Source organism: Serratia sp. NA_13 (genome assembly GCF_052691735.1).
This window is the reverse complement of record NZ_JBQZFV010000001.1, coordinates 713,930-736,547: the sequence shown is the minus strand read 5'-3', so window position 1 is coordinate 736,547 and position 22,618 is coordinate 713,930. Positions and strand designations below refer to the sequence as shown.

The 22,618-nt window shown below is 54.4% G+C and carries 20 protein-coding genes and 1 pseudogene; 10 read left to right on the top strand and 11 right to left on the bottom strand.

The features are described 5' to 3' along the window. Positions 1 to 5: 5 nt before the first annotated feature. From ACUTSU_RS03420 to pabB, 4 genes are all read right to left on the bottom strand, one after another. Positions 6 to 1,622: an EAL domain-containing protein gene (locus ACUTSU_RS03420; RefSeq protein WP_445653767.1), complete on the bottom strand. Its 1,617-nt coding sequence runs from the start codon at positions 1,620 to 1,622 to the stop codon at positions 6 to 8. 268 nt (positions 1,623 to 1,890) lie between these two features. Beyond that, on the bottom strand, positions 1,891 to 3,255 hold the full coding sequence (gene sdaA, locus ACUTSU_RS03415; protein ID WP_445650622.1) for an L-serine ammonia-lyase: 1,365 nt from the start codon (positions 3,253 to 3,255) through the stop codon (positions 1,891 to 1,893). Positions 3,256 to 3,698: 443 nt separating this feature from the next. Then, positions 3,699 to 4,277: a CoA pyrophosphatase gene (locus ACUTSU_RS03410; RefSeq protein WP_445650623.1), complete on the bottom strand. Its 579-nt coding sequence runs from the start codon at positions 4,275 to 4,277 to the stop codon at positions 3,699 to 3,701. Next, positions 4,274 to 5,647 carry an aminodeoxychorismate synthase component 1 gene (gene pabB, locus ACUTSU_RS03405; RefSeq protein ID WP_445653766.1) on the bottom strand — a complete coding sequence of 458 codons (1,374 nt, stop codon included), beginning with the start codon at positions 5,645 to 5,647 and terminating at the stop codon, positions 4,274 to 4,276. Before pabB ends, ACUTSU_RS03410 begins: the two co-directional genes overlap by 4 nt. Before the next feature lie 490 nt (positions 5,648 to 6,137). On the opposite strand from pabB, the pseudogene ACUTSU_RS03400 reads away from it, so the two are divergent. Both ACUTSU_RS03400 and ACUTSU_RS03395 read left to right on the top strand, forming a co-directional pair. Next, positions 6,138 to 6,811, top strand: a pseudogene (locus ACUTSU_RS03400) (glycosyltransferase); the annotation flags it as partial. A 63-nt stretch (positions 6,812 to 6,874) separates the two neighbouring features. After that, the gene (locus ACUTSU_RS03395) at positions 6,875 to 7,120 is read left to right on the top strand and encodes a YoaH family protein (protein ID WP_445650625.1); all 246 of its coding nucleotides are present in this window, start codon (positions 6,875 to 6,877) and stop codon (positions 7,118 to 7,120) included. Between the two features lie 33 nt (positions 7,121 to 7,153). Here ACUTSU_RS03395 and purT read toward each other — a convergent pair whose 3' ends face one another. Beyond that, positions 7,154 to 8,332 (bottom strand): formate-dependent phosphoribosylglycinamide formyltransferase, encoded by a 1,179-nt coding sequence (gene purT, locus ACUTSU_RS03390; RefSeq protein ID WP_445650626.1) that lies wholly within the window; start codon positions 8,330 to 8,332, stop codon positions 7,154 to 7,156. 241 nt (positions 8,333 to 8,573) lie between these two features. Here purT and dbpA point away from each other — a divergent pair, with 241 nt between their 5' ends. The 4 genes from dbpA (at position 8,574) to yebF (ending at position 11,146) form a co-directional block, all read left to right on the top strand. Continuing rightward, positions 8,574 to 9,956 carry an ATP-dependent RNA helicase DbpA gene (gene dbpA / locus ACUTSU_RS03385; protein ID WP_445650627.1) on the top strand — a complete coding sequence of 461 codons (1,383 nt, stop codon included), beginning with the start codon at positions 8,574 to 8,576 and terminating at the stop codon, positions 9,954 to 9,956. Positions 9,957 to 10,044: 88 nt separating this feature from the next. Then, positions 10,045 to 10,368 carry a YebG family protein gene (locus ACUTSU_RS03380; RefSeq protein ID WP_445650628.1) on the top strand — a complete coding sequence of 108 codons (324 nt, stop codon included), beginning with the start codon at positions 10,045 to 10,047 and terminating at the stop codon, positions 10,366 to 10,368. A 39-nt stretch (positions 10,369 to 10,407) separates the two neighbouring features. Then, positions 10,408 to 10,716 (top strand): N(4)-acetylcytidine aminohydrolase, encoded by a 309-nt coding sequence (gene yqfB / locus ACUTSU_RS03375; protein ID WP_445650629.1) that lies wholly within the window; start codon positions 10,408 to 10,410, stop codon positions 10,714 to 10,716. Positions 10,717 to 10,786: 70 nt separating this feature from the next. Beyond that, positions 10,787 to 11,146, top strand: coding sequence for a protein YebF (gene yebF / locus ACUTSU_RS03370; RefSeq protein ID WP_445650630.1), 360 nt, complete (start codon positions 10,787 to 10,789; stop codon positions 11,144 to 11,146). Between the two features lie 94 nt (positions 11,147 to 11,240). Here the strand turns inward: yebF and ACUTSU_RS03365 are convergent, their stop codons facing one another. The 5 genes from ACUTSU_RS03365 to mdtH all read right to left on the bottom strand — a co-directional run bounded on the left by ACUTSU_RS03365 (position 11,241) and on the right by mdtH (position 15,929). Beyond that, positions 11,241 to 11,804, bottom strand: a complete 564-nt coding sequence (locus tag ACUTSU_RS03365) for a lipoprotein (protein WP_445650631.1) — start codon at positions 11,802 to 11,804, stop codon at positions 11,241 to 11,243. 138 nt (positions 11,805 to 11,942) lie between these two features. Continuing rightward, on the bottom strand, positions 11,943 to 13,583 hold the full coding sequence (locus ACUTSU_RS03360; protein WP_445650632.1) for an ABC1 kinase family protein: 1,641 nt from the start codon (positions 13,581 to 13,583) through the stop codon (positions 11,943 to 11,945). A gap of 28 nt (positions 13,584 to 13,611) precedes the next feature. Further along, positions 13,612 to 14,259 carry a glutaredoxin 2 gene (gene grxB / locus ACUTSU_RS03355; protein ID WP_445650633.1) on the bottom strand — a complete coding sequence of 216 codons (648 nt, stop codon included), beginning with the start codon at positions 14,257 to 14,259 and terminating at the stop codon, positions 13,612 to 13,614. Between the two features lie 129 nt (positions 14,260 to 14,388). Continuing rightward, complete coding sequence (locus ACUTSU_RS03350) at positions 14,389 to 14,637, bottom strand: hypothetical protein (protein ID WP_445650634.1); 249 nt, start codon at positions 14,635 to 14,637, stop codon at positions 14,389 to 14,391. A gap of 86 nt (positions 14,638 to 14,723) precedes the next feature. Beyond that, positions 14,724 to 15,929, bottom strand: a complete 1,206-nt coding sequence (gene mdtH, locus ACUTSU_RS03345; RefSeq protein ID WP_445653765.1) for a multidrug efflux MFS transporter MdtH — start codon at positions 15,927 to 15,929, stop codon at positions 14,724 to 14,726. Between the two features lie 344 nt (positions 15,930 to 16,273). Here mdtH and rimJ point away from each other — a divergent pair, with 344 nt between their 5' ends. From rimJ to murJ, 4 genes are all read left to right on the top strand, one after another. Then, positions 16,274 to 16,858, top strand: coding sequence for a ribosomal protein S5-alanine N-acetyltransferase (rimJ, locus tag ACUTSU_RS03340; RefSeq protein ID WP_174353424.1), 585 nt, complete (start codon positions 16,274 to 16,276; stop codon positions 16,856 to 16,858). Between the two features lie 9 nt (positions 16,859 to 16,867). Beyond that, complete coding sequence (locus ACUTSU_RS03335; RefSeq protein ID WP_445650636.1) at positions 16,868 to 17,509, top strand: YceH family protein; 642 nt, start codon at positions 16,868 to 16,870, stop codon at positions 17,507 to 17,509. Continuing rightward, complete coding sequence (locus ACUTSU_RS03330; protein ID WP_445653764.1) at positions 17,506 to 18,426, top strand: Gfo/Idh/MocA family protein; 921 nt, start codon at positions 17,506 to 17,508, stop codon at positions 18,424 to 18,426. Before ACUTSU_RS03335 ends, ACUTSU_RS03330 begins: the two co-directional genes overlap by 4 nt. A gap of 122 nt (positions 18,427 to 18,548) precedes the next feature. After that, complete coding sequence (gene murJ / locus ACUTSU_RS03325; protein WP_445650638.1) at positions 18,549 to 20,084, top strand: murein biosynthesis integral membrane protein MurJ; 1,536 nt, start codon at positions 18,549 to 18,551, stop codon at positions 20,082 to 20,084. A 197-nt stretch (positions 20,085 to 20,281) separates the two neighbouring features. Here murJ and argS read toward each other — a convergent pair whose 3' ends face one another. Next, positions 20,282 to 22,012: an arginine--tRNA ligase gene (gene argS / locus ACUTSU_RS03320; protein ID WP_445650639.1), complete on the bottom strand. Its 1,731-nt coding sequence runs from the start codon at positions 22,010 to 22,012 to the stop codon at positions 20,282 to 20,284. Positions 22,013 to 22,618 lie beyond the last annotated feature (606 nt).

Genomic DNA, 22,618 nt, shown 5'->3' with positions numbered 1-22,618 from the left:
AGGCATCACGCCTCCGGCTTGCTTTCCTGCTCCTTCTGCTGTTCTTCCCGCTGATTTGCCGCCCGCAACCGAGACTCATACTGCTGTAACCACAATGGAAAGACATTGATGGGCATTGGCTTGGCGAAATAGAATCCCTGCAATGAATTGACCTCGCGCGAGCGCAGATAATCGGCCTGCTCAGCGGTTTCTACCCCTTCAGCCACCAGTTTCAGCTTAAGCCGTTGTGCCAGAGTAATGATGGTATCGGTGACGGTGGCGTTAATCGCATCGGTACCTATGGCGGCGGTGAAACCCCGGTCGATTTTCAATACGTCAGGGCTGAGTTTTTTCAGGTAGCTGAGTGAACTGTGCCCGGTGCCAAAGTCGTCAATCGCCAGCATGATGCCCATTTCCTTCAGCGTTTTGATCTGCTCGTAGTGAATTTCCGACAGGGCGGTGCGCTCGGTCAACTCGAGCATCAGCGAAGGCATCGGATGGGCGGGAAGCCACAGGCGGCGGATATCATCGATAATGGTCACCTCGTTGAAATGCTCAGCCGCGACGTTGATGCTGATATAAAACGACGGGCGTGGTGGGAACAACTGCAGGTTTTCCACCACGGTATTCATCAGGTATCGGGTCAGGGCGATGATCAAGCCATGCTGTTCCGCCAGCGGGATAAACACGTCGGGGGAGATCCAGCCCTGGCGCTTGTTTTTCCAGCGCAGCAGCATCTCGACCCCGACACAGCGGCCGGTTTCAGCATTGATGATGGGCTGACAGTAAACGCGGAATTCGCGGTGGGAAATGGCGTGGCCAATGTGATACGACAGGCTCATGCGATTAGCGGTGAGCAGATACACCACATAGGCCGCCAGCAGGCTGATCAGCAACGAGAGAGGGATATGACGTGGCAGCGCCGCCAGCGCCAGCATGCTGGCCTGCGGGCCGAACAGTGAAATAGAGAACGGATACTTGGTAGATTTTGCGGTATAGCGCAGGTCAGTGGTCAGGGTATCGCTACGCAAGATTTCCCGGCGACCGTATTCCAGGCTGTAGTTGCCGACGTTCAGCACCACCCGCTGCGCGTAGGGTTCTTGAGGTTCTAACAGGAAGTTCGCCAATAGCTCAATATTGAACACGTGCAACACGCCGTTACTGTGGTTATCAGGCTGCGCGGGAGTCCACATGATCAGGGTCGGCACGCCTTTGGTGACAGCGAGTGAAGGTCGTAACACCAGCTTCGTGCCAGCGTTTGCTACGCTGGGCAAAATAGCGCTGAAAACGTACTGACGGGTGCCAAACAGGCTGGAACAGTAAATAACTCCGTCCTTAACCAGCAGCATTGCCCTCAGGGCCTGGTTTTGTGCGGCGCGAAAACGCAGCGTTGGCATCACCTCTTCACAGGTGGAGCCCAGCAGGGGCATAGAGCGCTCGGCCTGTTGTTTTGCCGGTGTCAGCAGATCGTTAATCTTGGCGACGGTACGGGTGGCGAGCACCTGCCGGTTTTGTTCAATAGTGCCAATTTCTTGATAATAACGGGTGTAGAGCGATAACAGCAGAATAGCCAACCCGACCGCACCGGCCAGTAGCCAACGGTAATAGCGGTATTTGGTCACGGCAAGTTGGGTCATCAACATCGCTAAATCCTTGTTCGGTAAGCCAGTCCAGAATCACCGTCAGGCCAAACTGCCCTAAATGATACTTGGCTAATTCTAGCCTGTCGTTATACAAGAGTGATGTTAACCCAATAAATTATTTAAATTTAGTGAAACAGAGGGCTAAATTGCCGGTTAACTGTGGGATAGGGTTTTGAATCTCAATGTGACGTTGTCACTAAAAGGGACAATGATTTGACTGACTCAAGGGCAGAAAGAAAAACCCCGCCGGAAAGGCGGGGTTAGAGGGTCAGTCACACTGCACTTTGATCGCCAGACCGCCGCGAGAAGTTTCGCGGTATTTGGCGTTCATGTCTTTACCGGTTTCATACATCGTTTCGATCACCTTATCCAGCGAGACACGTGGCTCACTGGTACGACGCAGCGCCATACGCGCCGAGTTGATCGCTTTCACCGAAGCAATGGCATTACGTTCAATGCAAGGAACCTGAACCTGGCCGGCAACCGGGTCACAGGTCAGCCCCAGGTTGTGCTCCATGCCGATCTCAGCCGCGATGCAAACCTGCTCCGGGCTGGCACCCAGCAGTTCGGCCAGACCGGCTGAGGCCATTGAGCAGGCCACGCCCACTTCACCCTGGCAGCCCACTTCGGCACCGGAGATAGAGGCGTTCATTTTGTACAATGCGCCTACTGCGCCCGCGGCCATAAAGTAACGGATATAAATATCCGGGCTGACGGATTCAATAAAGTGGTCATAGTAAGCCAGTACGGCAGGGACGATGCCACAGGCACCGTTGGTCGGCGCGGTGACGACTCGCCCGCCGGCCGCGTTCTCTTCGTTGACCGCCAATGCGAACATGTTGACCCAGTCAATCACGTTCATCGGATCGTTGGACAGCTTGTCGGAAGACACCAGCATGCGACGCAGTGCGGAGGCACGACGTGGCACACGCAGTGGCCCCGGCAGGACGCCCTCGGTGTTCAACCCGCGATCGATACAGGCGCGCATGGTCTGCCAAATGTTGCCGAAGTAGGTTTCGATATCCTGCTTGCTGTGCAGCGCCAGTTCGTTCTGCATTACCAGACCAGAAAAGGACAGCCCGGTATCACGGCAGTGGGCGAGAATATCACGAGCAAAACTGAACGGATAAGGGACGCTCAACTCGTGCGCGTCGGCTTTGCCGAAGTTCTCTTCGTCGACGATAAAACCGCCGCCGAGTGAGTAGTAAGTCTTGCTGTAAACTTGTTTATCCCCGGCGAAGGCGTGGATCTGCATGCCGTTCTCATGCAGCGGCAAATTGTCGCTGCGGAAAACCATGCCGCCGTCACGCGGGAAATCAACCTCATGCAAGCCGTTGGCCAGCATCAGGCGTTGACGTTGTTCTACATCGCGAATAAAGCCCGGGATGCTATCGATATCAACGGTGTCGGGCATATTGCCCGCCAGGCCGAGAATGATAGCGATATCGGTATGGTGACCTTTACCGGTCAATGAGAGTGAGCCGTAAACATCTACGGCAACACGCGTGATAGAAGGCATCAGGCCTTGATTTACCAGATCGTCGACAAACTGTTTGCCGGCTTTCATCGGTCCAACCGTATGAGAGCTGGACGGGCCGATGCCGATCTTAAACATGTCGAAAACGCTAATCACGCTAAAACTCCTTAGAGGCATATTGTTATGGCTGCAGCGGTTAAAAACCGAGCAGGGAACAGCGATATTGTAAAAGGGCCGCACGGGTTTGGCTGCCTTTTTCGCATGAAATAAAATAATCCTTGGTGTTAGTTTTTACTGATTGCCGCAGGCATTTGGCCGTTCGTAGAACATCCGTTGCCTAAACTCGGTTAATGGCAATCGCGCCAGCTTCCGCTGCTGAACGCGGCCAGCTTAAACCCTGCTGAAATAGTGGTTTATTCCGGACTGCGGTATTTTACAGGTATTTCGTAAGGTTGAAGAGAGGGTTTACAGATTTTTTAAAAATCTGATAGCCAGAAAGGTAGTTTAAAAAGCAAACCAATGAAGTGATGCCGATCGCTTTACCCACGCCTGTTGAGCAGGTAACCGTTTGGCTTGTGATGGGCATCACAGTATTGGCGTTAAATGCTGACCTGTTGTGCCAGTCGTCGAATGATGGCGGCGGTCAATCCCCAGACAAATTGGCTCTGATACCAGGACAGGTAAATGCGGTGTGAATGACCGGCGCGGTGAATATCCAACGGATAATAGCGCGAAAGCGTCAGCGCTTCGTGCAGCGGCATTTCAAAAACCTCGGCCACTTCGTCTTCATTGGCGAAAAATTGCACATCGGGTGAAATCAAGCCAACCACCGGGGTCACCTGAAAACCGGTGCTGCTGTCGAGAGGGGCCAGTTGACCCAGAATGGTCACGGCCTGAGGTGGGATAGCCACTTCTTCCTGAGCTTCACGCAGGGCGGTGATAATCGCCGAGGTGTCTTCAGCATCGGTTTTGCCGCCCGGAAACGCCACCTGGCCCGGATGCTTGCGCAGCGAGTCGGCGCGGCGGGTCAGTAACAGGGTAGGTTCGGGGCGGCAGATAATCGGGATCAGCACCGCTGCGGGCCGAACGTTATGTGAAATCTGCGATGCCTGTGGCAGTTGCAGCTGAAAGCGGCTGATAAAGGCTTCCAGCGAGGCTGGATAAGTGGGTTGGTTCACGAAGCGATAAACTCCCCCAGTTGCGGCAGAATGCGACCGACCTTATCAAAGGCTTCCTGATATTCCGCCTGTTCCTGGCTATCGGTAACGATACCACCGCCGGCGGAACAGTAAATACGGCCGTTTTCGGTGATCAAGGTGCGGATAGTGATGTTGGTGTCCATGGTGCCGCAGGCGCTGATATAGCCGATGCTGCCGCAGTAGGCGTTTCGTCGCTGTGGCTCCAGCTCTTCAATAATCTCCATAGCTCGTACCTTGGGCGCCCCGGTAATGGATCCGCCAGGGAAACAGGCGCGCAACAGTTCGGTCGCCGGAGTGTGTTGCGGCAGGGTGGCGGTGATGGTGCTGACCAGATGATGTACTGCCGGGAAGGGTTCGACCACAAACAGTTCGGGAACCTGCACGCTGCCCGGTTCGGCGACGCGGCCGATATCATTGCGTAGTAGATCGACAATCATCAGGTTCTCCGCACGGTCTTTGCTGGAGTTTGCCAGGCGTTGTGCCTGTTGCGCATCCTGCCCGGCATCGGCCAGTCGCGGCAGGGTGCCTTTGATCGGGCGGGTTTGAATATGTTGGTTCTCCAGCCACAAAAAGCGCTCGGGTGAAACGCTCAGCACGGCGTTATCCGGCAGGCGCAGGAAGGCAGAGAAGGGCGCGCGGTTGCTGGCGCTCAATTGCTGAAAGGCTTGCCATTCATCGCCCTGATAATCGGCAGCAAAACGTTGCGCCAGATTGATTTGATAACAGTCGCCACTGCGAAGGTAATGCTGAATACGCTGGAACTTTTCCCCGTATTGCCGCCGCGTCATATTGGCCTGCCAGGAGCTGGTCAGGGTAAATGCCGACCGGGGCGCAGACTGCTGATTGCGGAGCCACTGCCAGCGCTGTTCCCCATTACCATAGCTGAGTAACGTCAGCGTCTGTCGGTGGTGATCGGCTATCACCGCCCAGTCGTAAATACCGACCGCCATATCGGGCAGCTTGATATCTGCCTGTGCCCGTTGCGGCAGTTTTTCAACCCGGCGGCCCAAATCGTAACCGAACAATCCGAGGGCACCGCCCTGGAACGGCAGGCAGGCATTCACATCCGGATGCAGGTTCAGCTGTTCCAACTGCTGTTGTATCAGGCTGAAAGGGTCTTCCGGCGACTGCCAATGCTCTTCACCGCAACGGATATCGGTAATGGGGCCGCGAGTGGTCAGGGTTGCACAGGGTTGCGCCACCAGAATATCGAAACGGTTATGTGAGTGTTCGGCAAAACCGGAATGTAGCAACATCGCCCAGGGCTGTGAGGCCAGCGGGGCAAACAGCTCCAGCAGGGCGGTGCGGGTGTAGGGTAAAGACTTAAGATTCGGTGCGGTTGCGCTCATGGGCCTCATAAACCTAACTGACGGGGCGGCGGTTTCTGACGGCTATTCTGCCATATTCAACCGGTTGACGCATGCTCTGGCATCAGGCGTATAAGCACAGTTCTTATAAACGATGAGTAAACAATTGTGCAAATGAAGCATTTTTTGCGAATTTGGCTATAATCCAATAGGTTAAAACGACACCAGCGAACGGTTGAGATAATTCTTGGATCGGGTGGTTTCAATTTCTAATTCTAAATTTCATTATTAGTTTCATCCAGTTATTTTTTTGCTTGTTATCACTCGTCTGTGCATGTGCAGATCTTAAAATATAAATGGTAACAAGACGTATTTTTGCCCCTGCGAAGTCCAAGGGGCAGTGCCTTATTTAATTTAATTGCCCCCTGATACTTTAAAAAAAATAGAAATATTCATTCGTTACTTTTTGCGAAGAGCTGCCTATGCCCCTAATGCTGAGTGTCATAGTCCCGTGGCACAATGTGGGTGAACTGTTGATGTCATGCAGTGTAACGGTGAACGGTATTTCACCGACCAGGATGAACTGCAGCCGATTATTCCGCTAAAGCGATTAGGGGATACCGTTGTTATTAGCGGCGTGCAATGGCTGGAGCGTGCGTTAAAATCAATAAAGTTTATTCATGTGGTCTGGTTGGCGGTATATCGCCTTGATTTTATTAAGCAGCACAGGTTGTATTTCGAACCGGGTTTGCATCATCAGGATATTCCCTGGACTACTGAAGTGATGTTTAATGCACAGCGGTAAAATACCTTAGCAAAGCGCTGTATCGCCAGCGGGTGCACGGCCAGTCGATCAGTAACCGCCGCCGTACGGGCAAGGCAAACGTTGAGTATCAACGCCATTACATAAAAATAGTCGCCATGCTGGTGGCATTGAATCGGCGTTATGCCGATAAAATTGCCATCCGCCCGGCTTTCCACTGGCAGATTACCCGTGAAGCCCTGGACATTTGCCACAGCATTCGTCGTGAGCCCGAGCTGGCGGCCTAGTGTCGCATCACCGATGAGTTCTTTCAGCTTGGCATCGATCGGGCGATGGTTGATAACGCGCGCGGCCTTAAACAGGGATGGCACGTTATTCTCTGGCTTCAACGCCTGAAGCAGTGGCGACATGACGATCCTTGTTCACTGCAGGCTACTGAATAACAGGCGTTGGGATCCGCCGCTTTAAGGCGTATACTCAGCCTCCATTTTGCCGGAGAGAAACACATGCTTGCAGGTATGCCGTCACTGAGTCATCTAGAGCAGCAGGAAGCTGCAGATCGTATCCATCTGTTGATGGAACAAGGCATGAGCAGTGGTGAAGCCATCGCGCGCGTCGCGCAGGAAATCCGCGAACAACATCAGGGTGACCAGGTTAGCGTCATGTTCGATGACGAAGACGACAATGAAGAGTATCAGGAACGGCCGGATGACCAGGCTGATGATGACTCGGAAGAAGACGAAAACTATTGATGTTGTCGGGGCCGGCAAACCGGCCCCAAAGCATTACCCTTCAATCACCACCGCAGCGGCGGCCCGTTTGGCCGATTCCACCGCCAGCTCTACATTTTCTGCCGTTGCCAGTGCAACCCCCATCCGACGTTGACCGTTAATTTCCGGCTTGCCGAACAAACGCAGTTGATTGTGACCGACCAGCGCGCGATCCAGACCGCTAAAACGTAAGTCACTGCTGATTAGCTGTGGCAGGATCACCGCCGAAGCAGAAGGGCCAAACTGGCGAATGGTGCCAATCGGCAGACCGAGGAAGGCGCGAACGTGTAGCGCAAATTCGGACAGGTCTTGTGAAATCAGGGTCACCATGCCGGTATCGTGCGGGCGCGGTGATACCTCACTGAAGATAACTTCATCGCCACAGACAAATAATTCAACGCCGAACAGGCCAAAACCGCCCAGCGCCTTCACCACATTTTCTGCAATCGCCTGTGCACGACTCAGCGCCAGGTCACTCATCTGCTGAGGTTGCCAGGATTCGCGGTAATCGCCGTCCTCCTGACGATGGCCGATCGGCGCGCAGAAATGCACGCCATCGACTGCGCTGATGGTCAGCAGGGTTATTTCAAAATCAAATTTCACCAGCCCTTCAACAATCACCCGGCCACCGCCAGCACGACCGCCTTGCTGGGCGTAATCCCAGGCGGTTTTCAGCTGTTCCGGGTTGCGGATCAGGCTTTGGCCTTTGCCGGAAGAGCTCATCACCGGCTTGATGATGCACGGGTAGCCGATTTGCTCGACCGCTTGTCGGAAAGCCTGCTCGCCATCGGCAAAGCGATAGCTGGAGGTGGGCAGCCCGAGGGTTTCGGCAGCCAGGCGGCGGATGCCTTCGCGGTTCATCGTCAGGCGCGTTGCCTCGGCACAGGGCACCACGCGGTGTCCTTGCTGTTCCAGTTCAACCAGCATGCTGGTGGCGATGGCCTCGATCTCCGGCACGATATAGTCAGGACGTTCCTGCTCGATCACGGCTTTCAGCGCGTTGCCGTCCAGCATGTTAATCACGTGGCTGCGGTGTGCCACATGCATGGCAGGGGCGTCAGCATAGCGATCAACGGCGATGACTTCGAGGCCTAAACGCTGGCATTCGATAGCCACTTCTTTACCCAGCTCGCCGGAGCCGAGCAACATAACGCGGGTGGCGGATGGGCGCAGGGCGGTTCCAATAGTTAACATAGTCTCGTACCTGGATCTGTGGAGTGTAATGCGGACTGATAATGGCCCAGCAGTATATACGAAAACGTTTGCGTGTGCAGCCGGGGGCTATGGGACTGTCGTTATGATGGTCAAAAGCCACCCTTACCGGCTTTTTTTATGCCTGAAATCCGTAATTCACCCTATCTCTGTTATCATCTGCGGCTGATTCGGTGCTGCCTTGAGCGCGCCGCCATTCCATTTGCCATAAAGAGTTATCGCCGTGAGCACAGTATCTTTTTCTTCCCTGCCGCTGCCAGCCGAACAGTTGGCCAACCTCAACGAACTGGGGTATGCCGAAATGACACCGGTGCAGGCCGCCGCACTGCCCGCCATCCTGAATGGGCAGGACGTACGTGCCAAAGCAAAAACCGGCAGCGGTAAAACGGCGGCGTTCGGCATCGGTTTGCTGGACAAAATTAACGTAGCTCAGGTGGCCGCGCAGGCGTTGATCCTGTGCCCGACGCGTGAGCTGGCTGACCAGGTGAGCAAAGAATTGCGCCGTTTGGCGCGCTTCACCCAGAACATTAAAATTTTGACCCTGTGCGGCGGCCAGCCGATGGGGCCGCAGCTCGACTCGCTGGTGCATGCCCCGCATATTGTGGTGGGGACGCCGGGGCGCATTCAGGAACACCTGCGCAAGAAAACGCTGGTACTGAATGAACTGAAAGTGCTGGTGCTGGACGAAGCTGACCGCATGTTGGACATGGGGTTCGCCGATGACATCGATGACGTGATCAGCTATACGCCGTCACAGCGCCAAACGTTGTTGTTCTCGGCAACCTATCCGAGCGGTATCGAACGTATCAGCGCACGCGTCCAGCGCAGCCCGTTAAATGTGGAAGTGGACGACGGTGAAGAACAAACCACCATCGAACAACGCTTCTATGAAACTACCCGCGATCAGCGTCCGGCGGTGCTGGTGTCGGCAATCCGCCATTACCAGCCTTCTTCCTGCGTGGTGTTCTGCAACACCAAGCGTGATTGTCAAAGCGTGTATGAAGCGCTGGAAGCTCGCGGCATCAACGTGCTGGCGCTGCATGGCGATCTGGAACAGCGCGATCGTGACCAGGTGCTGGTGCGTTTTGCCAACCGCAGTTGCCGGGTATTGGTGGCAACCGACGTCGCCGCGCGTGGCCTGGATATCAAAGAGCTGGAGCTGGTAGTCAACTACGAGTTGGCATTTGATCCGGAAGTGCACGTACACCGCATCGGTCGTACCGGCCGTGCCGGTTTGAGCGGCATGGCGATCAGTCTGTGTACACCGCAGGAAATGACGCGCGCACACGCCATTGAAGACTATTTGCAAACCAAGGTTAAGTGGGCGCCGGTATCTGAGCTGAGTGGGGCAGGGAATACCACGCTGGAAGCCGAAATGGTCACCCTGTGCATCGATGGTGGTCGCAAGGCCAAAATCCGTCCGGGCGACATTCTTGGCGCATTGACCGGCGATGCTGGGCTGACAGCGGCGGAAGTGGGCAAGATCGACATGTTCCCGGTGCATGCCTATGTGGCGATCCGCAAGGAAAGCGCCCGAAAGGCACTGCAACAGCTTCAGCAGGGTAAAATCAAGGGTAAGAACTGCAAGGTGCGATTGTTGAAATAAGTCGCGTCAGGGGTGTACTTGCATACCTGCGTAAAATCACCTTATACTGTATAAAAATACAGTATTCTAACCTTTGAGGAATGCACACATGGCCGTTGAAGTTAAATATGTGGTGGTGAGAAACGGTGAGGAAAAGATGACTTTCGCAACCAAGAAAGAAGCCGACGCTTACGACAAAATGCTGGATCTGGCGGATAACCTCGGTGAATGGCTGCAGCAGTCACCCCTGACTCTGGATGATGAGCAGCGTGAAGGGTTGAGCTTCTTCCTGGCGGAGAATAAAGACGTACTGGGGCAAATTCTGCGTGGCGCTGCGCCGACAGAAGCGCCTAAGAAACCCGTCAAAGTGAAAACGGAAAAATCTGTCGCTACCACTAAAGAGGGGGCTGCGTCAGAAAAGCAGGCAGCATAATGACTTATGTTGCGGTAATGTGATGAAAAAGGGTCTAGAATGAGCCGTGGAATAACTTTCTTCAGTCGCTTCGAGCCAGATATTTTGGCTGGCCGCAAGACCATTACCATTCGGGATGCCGGTGAATCTCACTTTCAACCCGGTGAGGTATTGCGCGTTAGCCGTAATGAAGACAACGTGTTTTTCTGCCAGATTGAAGTGCTGTCAGTCACCCCGGTGCGTCTGGACGGGTTAACCGAGCAGCATGCCCGGCAGGAGAATATGTCGCTCAGCGAACTGAAGCAGGTGATCAAGGAAATCTATCCGGGGCTGGATGAGCTGTTTGTCATCACCTTCGCCAAACGCTGATCTTTAGCCAGACCAGTTGTGAGCCAAGGGCCAGCGCCTGCGGATAGCGTTAATCACAACTGGAGGGAATATGAAAACAACGGGACTAAGTTTGGCGGTAGCACTGTTGGCCATGGCGGGGCTAACTACCCCGGTGCAGGCACAGGAGCAACGTAGCGCCAAAGTCGCGCAATGCGCGGGTCTGCAACCAACGGACGTTGCCGCTCAGGTGAAAAGCGATTTTCTGCAAAACCGCATCACGCGCTGGGAAGCAGATAAAAAGCTGCTGGGCACGGCTACCCCGATAGCCTGGATCAGCCCGGAAGCCATTACCGGTAAAGATGCCGTCTGGCAGGTTCCTTTAACGGTTCGCGGCACCAAACAGGATAAAACCTATAACGTGGTCCTGGACTGTAACGCCGGCAAGATTACCTACAGCGAACCACAGTAATAGCGCAAGTTTCAGAGGGAGGCCTGTATTGGTTACCTGACTGGAAATACTCAGCCCGCCTTATCAGCGGGCTTTTTGTTGCAAACTGTGGGGCTTAGTCGGTGAACGGGATCACTAGTTCGCCCGGTTTCACTTCCAGTCCTTTCGCCAGTTTCTTGGCCATCGCCTCGGTTTTACTGTTATCCGGGTTCAGCACGTAGGCCGGTTTTTGGTCGAAGTAGGATTTCAGCGACTGGTTCAGGTAAGGCGTCAGCGCTTTCATTACCGTCTGCATTTTCTCCGGCTGCACGCTATAGTCGGTCAACTCCATGTCCTTCAGGAATACCGCGCCTTGCTCACGGTCATAGACCGGCTGTGCCTTCAGCGTCAGCTTCAGATCCGCAGTCTGCGGGCCGAGGATCGAGGTAATATTCACTTTAGCATCGCCGGAAAGGGTGACTTTGCCCGGTTCGCTACGGCCAATTTGGCTCTGTAACTGCGTCAGCACGATATTGGCGTTCACTAATCCCGGCACGCCGATCTGCTTCTGATAATCATTATGCTTTTGCAGGTAGTCGTTCACTTCCTGCTCGCTAAGTGTGTATTGGGTCAGCTGGTTGCAGCCGACCAATGCGCCAACAAATGCCAGGGCTGCAACACCCATCATAATTTTTTTCATAAGTACTCACGTGTAGGGGGCCTATCTATCCGCCCTGATTGATATGGGCGCAGTATACCTCGGCCCTTTCGGAACTTGGGATAATATTGATAATGCGCGGGAAATTTGTCACGACCTATCGGATAACGCCGAAACTGCTCAGCGGCGTAAACGCAATGCCAGCAACAATACGCCCCCCAGACAGGCTAACGCACCCAATGTCGGAAACAGCGGGATGCCCCAAAGCCGCACCGAGGATTGCATCAGGTAGGGCGCCAGGCCCAGCGTGAAGGCAGCGGTCACTATGGCAATGGCCAGGGTGACTGCTGCCCGCTCCAGTGCCTGGCTTAACTGGCTGATGTTCTTGAGGTTGATATCGGCGCTGATTTGCCCGCGCTTTAGTCGGCGCATCAGCAGACGCAGGGTTTGTGGAAGTTCTTCGCTTGCGTCCAGTGCTTCACCGCCCAGGGCCAGCATCCTTCGACGCACAGCTTCAGGGGTGTAACGCTGCAGCATCACCTGTTGCAGCATCGGTTTTAGGGTGGCGATGATGTCGAAATTGGGATCCAGCCGGTGCAACACGCCATCTGCGGTGATTAACGCCTTGAACAGCAATACCAGATCCGGTGGCAGCGCCAACTGATGTTCACGCGCCATCACCAGCAGATCGGTCAATGCCTTACCCAGCGTCAGGGTTGCCGAAGCCTGCTTATCGAGAAAGTTTTGCGCCGCCAGTTCCAAATCCAGCAGATCCAGAGGATCGCTGTCCGACCAAGCGATCAAGGTATTGACGATACCGCCGGACTCTCGTTCGGCAATCGCCTGCAGCAACAGCAGCAACTGATTACGCCGCCGTTCGGAAAGTTGGCCGACCATACCGAAATCGATAAAGCCGACGCGGTTATCCGCCAGCGCCATCACGTTGCCCGGGTGCGGATCGGCGTGATAAAGCCGGTGCTCCAGCACCATTTTCATAAAGGCTTTAGCGCCGCGCTGTGCCAGAAGCGGGCCATCAAAGCCGGCGGTTGCCAATTGCTGTGGATTTTCCGGCGCGATGCCGGGCAGAAACTCCTGTACCAGCAGACGTTTTGACGACCATTGCCAGTAAATTTTCGGTATCACTACCTCGGGCTGTTGAGCAAATTGCTGAGCCACCCGTTCACAGTTATTACCTTCGTGAGTCAGGTCCAGTTCGTGATTAAGCGCGGTTGCCAGCGCTCGTACCATTTGGCGCGGCCGGTAGCGGGCCAGTGCCGGACTTTGCTGTTCCACGGTTTCCGCCAGATAGGCAAGCAGGCGCAAATCGGCGTGAATGGTTTTTGCCAGACCAGGGCGCAATACCTTGATCACCACGGCTTCACCGCTGTGCAAACGGGCGCGATAAATCTGTGCCATCGATGCGGCGGCTAGTGGGGCTTCATCAAACTCGGCGAACAGCTGGCGTGGGTCACCACCCAAATCGGCGGTAATTTGCGGTGCCAGTTCGCTCCAGGCCAGGGGTGTCGCCTGGCTGTGCAGGCGATCCAGTTCGTCGGTCCAGCTTGAGTCCAACAGGTCTGAGCGGGTCGCCAGGATCTGGCCGAACTTGACGAAGGTTGGCCCCAGCGCTTCCAGTGCGGCGCGCAAGCGTTGTGGTAAGGTTTGGTTATCCTGTGGCTCACCGCCGCCTTCACCGCCGCTTAGCAGGGTGCTCAGGCCCAGCAGGCGAATTACATCCTGCAGGCCGTAGCGGATCAGTACCGCAGAGATTTCTTTCAGCCTCGCCCGATCGCGGGCGGTAACCAGCACCATTTTCAACATTTGCGCGCTATATCCTAATTGCGGGGGATCACTGTTCCATATCGAACAGCAGCGGAATATCACTGCGCTGCGCCATACGGTTACGATAGGCTTCTACGTTATCCGGCAGCGTAAGCCCGGCGACGATCGACAGCGAACGCAGCAGTGGGAATAGGTGAATATCGTCTTCCGACAGGGTACCGTTCACGGCATCAGGGGAGTCTATCAGCCCGGAAAGCATCTGGAGATCGGCTTCCAGTTGAGCGATTAGATCGGCGCTGTCGGCAAGGTGCGGGGAGAAGTCACCGATTGAAGCCTGTTTTTTGTCGGTAAAATACTGGCGTGCGCTTGCTGTGGCGAACTCTTCGAAATCCGCGTTGGCAAAGCGTGGCAGCAGCAAGTTGAGGCTGTAGCTACCGACCCGCTGTAGCCAGTCGGCGATCGCCGGGTTGATTTTACCGGTCAGCAGGGGTTTACCGTCGAGTTGATCGACGTAATGCACGATATCCATGCTTTCCGGCAGGTAACTGTCGTCGTCTTTTTGCAGAATGGGGGCCATTTTCTTGCCAATCATGCCGATCGGCGTCGCTTCATCATCGTTGAGTAGGGTGACCAGGCGGACGGGCAGATTTTTCAGGCCAAAAATCATGCGGGCTTTAACGCAGAATGGGCAATGATCGTAGATAAACAGTCTCATGCTTGCTCCGGTTGTCAGGTTTTAACAGCAATAGTTATCACAGCATACTGAGATTGTCGCGAAGAGTTCTTGTTGGAAGGTGCGTTATTGTTGAATGGCCCGCGCAAAGTACGGGGGCCAAAGCAGGCGTTATTTTTTGGTTGGAACGGAGTTGATCACTTCTATCAGATGGATACGCGCCTCTTCCAGATCGATTTTATCCCGTTCGTTGCTGGCGTGGACTATCTGCAACTGCTTGATGATGTCGCTCTTCAGGTCGGCATTTCCCGCAATGATATGGGCCAGCGCTTTTTCTACCAGGGTTGAGCGCGCGTACAGCATGCGCAGGTTCAGTACCATGTGCTCCAGTAACTGCGGTAATTTTGATTCATCGGTCATCGCCAACTTCTCCTGTTTATGCTTTTACTATCAGGATAGCAGCTATGGAAAATTTGGCTGATTTTCTGGCAACTTAGAGAAAATCCTTAGCCCCCCGAGGCAATCACCGGTGCGCTGCTGCGCGGGTTGAACTGCCAGTAAAGTGCGAACAGGGTAATAAAGCCTGTGATACCCAGCAGTAGCCACGGCAGTTCCGGCATGTTCAGCGAGTGGCCGGTGTCGTACATCCAGCCGCCGCCGGTGTAACCCAGTGCGCCGCCCAACGCCAGCCCCAGGCGGCTGAACCCCATGTAGCTGCCGCGTGCGCGTGGATCGGCCAGCGAGGCACTGAGGGTTTCACGCGCTGGCTCGGCGATGATGGAACCGAGATAGAAACAGCAGATCAGGGTAAAGACGCCCTGCAGGCTGGTTGCCAGCCCAACCGGTATCAGGCTGAGGGTCATGAGCAGCAGACCGGCCATCAATCGCTGTTCCAGCCGAAAACGTTTTTCGCTCCAGCGAGCCAGTGGGTACAGCAGCGAAAGCGACAGCGCGGCTTCGATGGCATACATCCATTTTACCGCCGTGGGTGAACCGGCGATTTCATTGACCACGATCGGCAGCATCAACATCACCTGCACCGACAGCATATAGTAGCCGGTCAGCGTCAGCACGTAGGTCAGGAAACGGCGGTCACGCAGTACGCGCATCATGCCTTCCTTCATCGGGGTGCGGACCGTAGAAATACGGTATGCCGGCAGCAGCCAGGCGTTCCAGCACGCGGCCAACACGAAAATGCCTGCGCCGACCCAGCAAACGAAGTGGAAATCATATTGCAGCAGCCAACTGCCGATCAGGGCGCCAATCACCGCCCCGGCACTGTCCTGCATCATTAACAGGGAGTAAAAACGGCCACGCTCATGCGGACGAGTGAGCTTAATCACCAGCGCGGTGCGTGGTGGGTCAAACAAGGTGCCACCGAGGGCGGAAAGGGCGCAGGAGAACCACAGCAACCAGGGTTGATCGGCCATTGCCACGGTGGCGAAACCGGCCGCGCGCATCAGCATGCCAGTGACGATCATCGGTTTGGCACCAAATCGGTCGGCGATTGCTCCGCCAAAAATGCCCAATCCCTGTTGGATTAATTGCCGTAAACCCAGTGCGGCACCGACCACCACGGCCGCCCAGCCAAGCTGATCGACAAAGCGAATCGAAATAAGTGGAAAGACAACAAAAAAACCTAAAACCACTAACAGGTTATCGAGTAATAGAAAATACTTACCCAAGCTCCGAGCTTGCGATACCAGAGACATGCTTCACCACGGGCAATTAAGGGGAGAGGAGTGCGACCGCCCTAGTTTGTACCCATTCCCGGATTGCCGATAGGGGCGAGGAAGATAATATTTTTTTATCGTCAATACGTTACCTGCACGGCAAAACAGCACGAAAATAGCCGTAAAACGGCCAATCGCTTATTTACTGAGCTGTCGGGATTTTACCTCCGGGGCAGGCTACGGTTATATTAAATGAGGGTAAGTGCGGTTCTGCGCCGCTGTTTAAAAAATAATGGCCCAGGATAGGTTCGTCGCAGGATGAATATCCAGACATGCGCCCAATAAATACTTCTTATCGAACCGTTCTGACCGCGGGGGAAATGATGTTTGGCTATCGCTCTGCATCACCAAAAGTACGCCTCACCACCGACCGGCTGGTTGTCCGTTTAGTTCATGAACGCGATGCCTACCGGCTGGCGGAATACTATGCCGAAAATCGAGCCTTTCTTAAGCCTTGGGAACCGGTTCGGGATGAAAGCCATTGTTATCCTTCCGGCTGGCAGGCACGGCTTGGGATGATCACCGAAATGCAAAAACAGGGCAGCGCCTACTATTTTATCCTGCTCGATCAGGAAGAACATGAAGTGCAGGGCGTGGCGAACTTCAGCAATGTGCTGCGTGGTTCTTTCCATGCCTGTTTCCTCGGTTATTCATTGGCCGAAAAATGGCAGGGGCAAGGACTGATGTATGAAGCGCTGCAGTCCGCAATCCGCTATATGCTGCGTCAGCAGCGAATGCATCGCATTATGGCCAACTACATGCCGCACAATCAGCGCAGCGGCGCGTTGTTGACCCGCCTGGGATTTGAACGTGAAGGCTATGCCAAGGATTATCTGCTGATCGACGGGCAGTGGCAGGATCACGTACTGACGGCATTAACCAATAAAGAATGGCTACCGCCACGCTGAGGCCAGAAAATGAAATATGAATTAAGCGCTAAAGAAGCCAGGGTAATTGGTTGCCTGCTGGAAAAGCAGGTGACTACCCCGGACCAGTATCCCCTTTCTCTCAATGGCATCCAGCTTGCCTGCAACCAGAAAACCAACCGCGAACCGGTGATGGAGCTGACGGAAAGCGAAGTGCAGCAAATTCTCGACCTGTTGCTAAAGAAACATTTTCTGCGCACCCTCAGCGGCTTCGGCAATCGAGTGGTCAAATATGAGCACCGTTTCTGTAATTCGGAGTTTGGTCAGCTAAAACTGTCTGCCGCCGAGGTGGCGGTGGTTGCCACCTTGTTGCTTCGTGGCGCGCAAACTCCCGGTGAACTGCGCACTCGCACTAACCGTATGCATGAGTTTAATGACGTTACTGAAGTGGAGCAGGTGCTGACGAATCTGAGCGCCCGAGAGGATGGCCCCTTTGTGGTGCGTCTGGCGCGCGAGCCGGGCAAGCGTGAAAGCCGGTTTATGCATTTGTTCTGCGGCCAGATTGACGAGGAACCGGCAGAAGCAGCTCCGGCCAATGACACTGAATTGAGCCAGCGCGTCAGCGTATTGGAAAACGAAGTGGCACAGTTAAAACAGCAAGTGCATGCGCTTTTGCTGCGGGAGAGCGAATGACTAAATTACGTGTTGGCGTCGTGGGGTTGGGCGGTATTGCGCAAAAAGCCTATTTGCCGATCCTGAGTCAGGCAGCGGACTGGACGCTGGTCGGCGGTTTCTCCCCCAACCAGCAAAAGGCGCAACCGCTTTGCGACAGCTATCGGATGGCCTGTTTTTCCGGGCTGGACACTTTGGCTCAGCAATGCGATGCCGTTTTCGTGCACAGCAGTACCGCCAGTCATTTTCAGGTTATTAGCGAATTACTGCGTTACGGCGTTCATGTCTATGTCGACAAGCCGCTGGCGGAGACGGTTGAACAAGGCGAGCAGTTGATCGCCCTGGCTGAAAAGCAGGGCAAAACGCTGATGGTGGGTTTTAACCGTCGTTTTGCGCCGTTATATCGTCAGTTGAAGCAACAGATGCAGCAACCGGCCTCGGTTCGCATGGATAAACACCGTGCCGACAGCGTCGGGCCAAATAGCCTGCGCTTTACCCTGCTGGACGATTATCTGCACGTGGTGGATACCGCGCTGTGGCTGGGTGGCGATGTGGGAAAATTACTCAGCGGTAGCTTGCGAGCCACGGCGGCCGGTGAGTTGATGTATGCCGAGCATCATTTTGAGTGCGGTGAAACGTTGGTGACCACCAGTATGCATCGCCGCGCCGGCAGCCAGCGCGAAAGCGTGCAGGCAGTAACCGATGGCGCAGTCTATCAGTTGAGCGATATGCGCCAGTGGCTGCGGGAAGACTCACAAGGTGTGCTGGAGCAACCGGCGCCAGGCTGGCAGACCACTCTGGCACAGCGCGGCTTTGACGGTGCAGTTCGTCATTTTATTACTTCTGTCAGCAACCAGACGCAGCCGGAAACCGCCGGAGAACAGGCGATTGCAGCTCAAAGGGTGATTGAAAAACTGTTGTGCGATACCGGCTTATAAGGTAACTCCATGTAACATATGGCGGTAGCTATTCTGCCGGGGATGAGTAAACTTAGCCGATAGTTTTACTGACGCCTGCTGATGCAGGCGTCGACATTTACAAGGCACATCAGAAAAACCACATGAACCTACTAAAATCGTTGGCCGCCGTCAGCTCTATGACGATGTTTTCGCGGGTGCTGGGCTTTGCTCGTGACGCTATCGTGGCGCGGGTATTTGGCGCCGGAATGGCAACAGATGCCTTCTTCGTGGCGTTCAAGCTGCCTAACCTTCTGCGGCGTATTTTTGCCGAGGGCGCATTTTCTCAAGCCTTTGTACCGATCCTGGCCGAATATAAAAACCAGCAGGGTGACGAGGCGACACGTACCTTTATTTCCTACGTTTCTGGTCTGTTGACGCTGATACTGGCGTTGGTCACGGTGTTGGGTATGCTGGCCGCCCCCTGGGTTATCTACATTACCGCTCCGGGTTTTGTCGATTCACCGGACAAATTTGCTCTGACGTCATCATTGCTGCGCGTTACCTTCCCCTATATTTTGCTGATTTCGCTGGCTTCGCTGGTCGGCTCGATCCTCAATACCTGGAACCGTTTCTCGATCCCGGCGTTTGCGCCAACCTTGTTGAACATCAGCATGATCGGTTTCGCGCTGTTTGCCGCGCCATACTTCAATCCACCGGTGATGGCGCTGGCCTGGGCGGTGGTGGTCGGTGGGGTACTGCAGCTGGGTTATCAACTGCCGCACCTGAAGAAAATCGGCATGTTGGTACTGCCGCGTATCAAACTTGGTGATGCCGGGGTATGGCGTGTGATGCGTCAGATGGGGCCGGCAATTTTTGGCGTTTCGGTTAGCCAGATTTCACTGATCATCAACACCATTTTTGCCTCGTTCCTGGTCTCGGGCTCGGTTTCCTGGATGTATTATGCCGACCGTCTGATGGAGTTTCCTTCCGGGGTGTTGGGTGTGGCATTGGGCACTATTTTGTTGCCGTCGCTGGCAAAAAGCTTCTCCAGCGGTAACCACGACGAATATTCCCGACTGATGGACTGGGGGCTGCGTCTGTGCTTCCTGCTGGCGCTGCCGAGTGCTATCGCGCTGGGTATTTTGGCCAAGCCGTTGACCGTTTCGTTGTTCCAGTACGGCAAGTTCAGTGCCTTTGATGCCGCCATGACTCAGCGTGCGCTGGTGGCCTATTCGGTCGGGCTGATGGGGTTAATCGTGGTTAAGGTGTTGGCGCCAGGATTCTATTCACGCCAGGACATTAAAACGCCGGTTAAAATCGCCATTATCACGCTGATTTTAACCCAGGTGATGAACCTGATGTTTATCGGTCCACTGAAACATGCCGGGCTTTCGCTGTCGATTGGTCTCGGGGCCTGCCTTAACGCTTCGCTGCTGTACTGGCAGTTGCGTAAGCAGAAGATTTTCCATCCCCAGCCGGGTTGGGCGATGTTCCTGACCAAGCTGATGATTGCGGTAATGGTGATGTCGGTGGTGCTAGTCGGTGTGATGTGGCTAATGCCGGCCTGGGATCAGGGCAATATGCTGGAGCGCTTGCTGCGTCTGGCGGTCGTGGTAGTCACCGGCGTGGTGGCTTACTTTGGCGTATTGGCTGGATTGGGCTTCCGGCCACGCGACTTCGCCCGCCGGGTGGCATAAACGGATATTGCCGTTGCCAAAGCATAAAAAAGGGTCGCCTCTCGGCGACCCTTTAGGTTGCTGACAAAGCAGGAAAAAGCGTGGTTTTTCCTGCTTTTTGTTTATCGGCCTCTACTCGCTCTGGGCAGGAATGAGGTTTGTCATCAGTCTGAAGGGTCGCCTCTCGGCGACCCTTTTTCGTATTCAACCCCGAGAGGTTACATACGTTCGACGGTTTCGATGCCCAGCGTATCCAGACCGGCTTTCAGCGTTTTGGCGGTCAACAAGGCCAGTTTCAGGCGGCTCTGACGCGCTTCTTCGCTGTCCGCATTGAGGATCTGGCAGTGCTCGTAGAAGCCGGAGAACAGGCCCGCGAGGTCATACAGGTAGCTACACATCACGTGTGGGGTGCCTTCGCGCGCTACTGTGGTGATCACTTCTTCAAACTGCAGCAGACGGGTTGCCAGCGTGATTTCACGCTCTTCGGTCATCACCAGTGGCAGGGTCAGATTGCTTTCATCGACACCGGCGCGTTTGAACACCGAGGCAACGCGGGTATAGGCATACTGCATATAAGGTGCGGTATTGCCTTCAAACGCCAGCATGTTGTCCCAGTCGAAGATGTAATCGGTAGTCCGGCTTTTCGACAGGTCGGCGTATTTTACCGCACCGATGCCAACGGCATTGGCCAGGCTTTGCATTTCTTCTGCCGGCATATCCGGGTTTTTCTCGGCGATCAGTTTACCGGCGCGATCCACCGCTTCATCCAGCAGATCGGACAGTTTCACCGTGCCACCTGAGCGGGTTTTGAACGGCTTGCCGTCTTTACCCAGCATCATGCCGAACATGTGGTGTTCCAACGACAGCGAGTCCGGTATATAGCCGGCTTTGCGCACGATGGTCCAGGCCTGCATCAGATGTTGGTGCTGACGCGAGTCGATGTAATACAGCACACGATCGGCACCCAGCGTTTCATAACGGTATTTGGCACAGGCGATATCCGTAGTGGTGTACAGGTAGCCACCATCCTTTTTCTGGATGATGACACCCATTGGCTCGCCGTCTTTATTCTTGTATTCATCGAGGAATACCACGGTGGCGCCTTCGCTTTCCACCGCCAGCCCCTTGGCCTTGAGATCGGCAACAATCCCCGGCAGCATCGAGTTGTACAGACTTTCACCCATCACGTCGTCTTCGGTCAGGGTGACGTTCAGACGGTTATAGGTCAGCTGATTTTGCGCCATGGTAATGTCGACCAGCTTGCGCCACATCTTCAGGCAGTACTGATCGCCGCCTTGTAGTTTTACCACATAGGCGCGAGCGCGCTCGGCAAAATCGGCGTCTTCATCGTAGTGTTTCTTTGCTTCACGGTAGAACTGTTCCAGGTCGGACAGAGCCATATCGCTGGCGTTCTCGTTCTGCATTTTTTCCAGATAGGCGATTAACATGCCGAACTGGGTGCCCCAGTCGCCAACGTGGTTAGCGCGGATCACCTTATGGCCCAGGAACTCCTGGGTACGTGCGGCGGCGTCACCGATAATGGTGGAGCGCAAGTGGCCAACGTGCATTTCTTTCGCCACGTTGGGGGCAGAGTAGTCAATAACGATAGTCTGTTGCTTGACCGGTGCAATATCCAGTTTTGGCGCACTCAGCACGCGATCGGCTTGCTGGGCAACCCATTGGCTGTTCAGGAAAATATTGATAAAGCCGGGACCGGCGATTTCCACTTTGCTGGCGACGTCGCCGAGGTCAAGCAGTTGCACCACTTTTTCCGCCAACTGGCGCGGCGGCATGCCGAGTTTTTTGGCGACGGACATCACGCCATTGGCCTGATAATCACCGAACTGTGCTTTTGCTGATTGACGGACCTGCGCTTCGCAATCGGCTGGAGCGCCTGCGGCAATCAGCGCCTGGCTGACTTTATCTGAAAGAAGAACCTGAATATTCACCGGGTTACCTTAATGACGAACGAGGGGCCGTATGCCATGCCCCTGCGGGATTCAAAGGTGGTTTTTTTGGCTGCGCGTCAACACGGCGGCCCACCACAAAACAGCCTGTAATTGTAACTGATTTGATGGGTTACGTCAGCAGTTGGCGTGGGAGGATTGGGGGAAAGTCTTGGTTCATTAATGCCCGTCTACAATGAGTGACGGAGGCAGAGTGAACGGCATACGAGAAAAACATGGATGGGATAAAATGGAATCAGCAGAACTAGTGTTTTTTGTTTCGGCGGCCGACATCCAGCGTGTTATTGCGACGTGATTTAAAATGACGATATATCGCATAGGCAGCAATAACTACCAATAGCAAAGAAACTATTAAAAGGAACATAAATGATTATCTCTGACTCAATTTTCACTAAAGTAGCTCAATTGATATTTCCAAGCAATTACCGTACTCTTGTTTAGGAAGAATCTCATGCTGGTTTTATTGCAAAGTCTTTAGTTAACAGGTGGTTGGTTTTTATTTTTGAATGGATGTTCATTCCTGGGTGTTTTTGCCACGTATGAATTAACTATTTCTTAAGCATTTATGAATGTTGGCAGTGGTGAATT

Excerpts from the sequence above, each read along its gene's own strand:
- ACUTSU_RS03330 (WP_445653764.1), top strand. The coding sequence starts at position 17,506 with ATGACTAAATTACGTGTTGGCGTCGTGGGGTTGGGCGGTATTGCGCAA.
- ACUTSU_RS03395 (WP_445650625.1), top strand. The coding sequence starts at position 6,875 with ATGCTTGCAGGTATGCCGTCACTGAGTCATCTAGAGCAGCAGGAAGCT.
- mdtH (WP_445653765.1), bottom strand. The coding sequence starts at position 15,929 with ATGTCTCTGGTATCGCAAGCTCGGAGCTTGGGTAAGTATTTTCTATTA.
- ACUTSU_RS03360 (WP_445650632.1), bottom strand. The coding sequence starts at position 13,583 with ATGTTGAAAATGGTGCTGGTTACCGCCCGCGATCGGGCGAGGCTGAAA.
- murJ (WP_445650638.1), top strand. The coding sequence starts at position 18,549 with ATGAACCTACTAAAATCGTTGGCCGCCGTCAGCTCTATGACGATGTTT.
- ACUTSU_RS03380 (WP_445650628.1), top strand. The coding sequence starts at position 10,045 with ATGGCCGTTGAAGTTAAATATGTGGTGGTGAGAAACGGTGAGGAAAAG.
- ACUTSU_RS03335 (WP_445650636.1), top strand. The coding sequence starts at position 16,868 with ATGAAATATGAATTAAGCGCTAAAGAAGCCAGGGTAATTGGTTGCCTG.
- yebF (WP_445650630.1), top strand. The coding sequence starts at position 10,787 with ATGAAAACAACGGGACTAAGTTTGGCGGTAGCACTGTTGGCCATGGCG.
- ACUTSU_RS03365 (WP_445650631.1), bottom strand. The coding sequence starts at position 11,804 with ATGAAAAAAATTATGATGGGTGTTGCAGCCCTGGCATTTGTTGGCGCA.
- purT (WP_445650626.1), bottom strand. The coding sequence starts at position 8,332 with ATGTTAACTATTGGAACCGCCCTGCGCCCATCCGCCACCCGCGTTATG.
- yqfB (WP_445650629.1), top strand. The coding sequence starts at position 10,408 with ATGAGCCGTGGAATAACTTTCTTCAGTCGCTTCGAGCCAGATATTTTG.
- grxB (WP_445650633.1), bottom strand. The coding sequence starts at position 14,259 with ATGAGACTGTTTATCTACGATCATTGCCCATTCTGCGTTAAAGCCCGC.
- rimJ (WP_174353424.1), top strand. The coding sequence starts at position 16,274 with ATGTTTGGCTATCGCTCTGCATCACCAAAAGTACGCCTCACCACCGAC.
- pabB (WP_445653766.1), bottom strand. The coding sequence starts at position 5,647 with ATGAGCGCAACCGCACCGAATCTTAAGTCTTTACCCTACACCCGCACC.
- ACUTSU_RS03420 (WP_445653767.1), bottom strand. The coding sequence starts at position 1,622 with ATGTTGATGACCCAACTTGCCGTGACCAAATACCGCTATTACCGTTGG.
- ACUTSU_RS03350 (WP_445650634.1), bottom strand. The coding sequence starts at position 14,637 with ATGACCGATGAATCAAAATTACCGCAGTTACTGGAGCACATGGTACTG.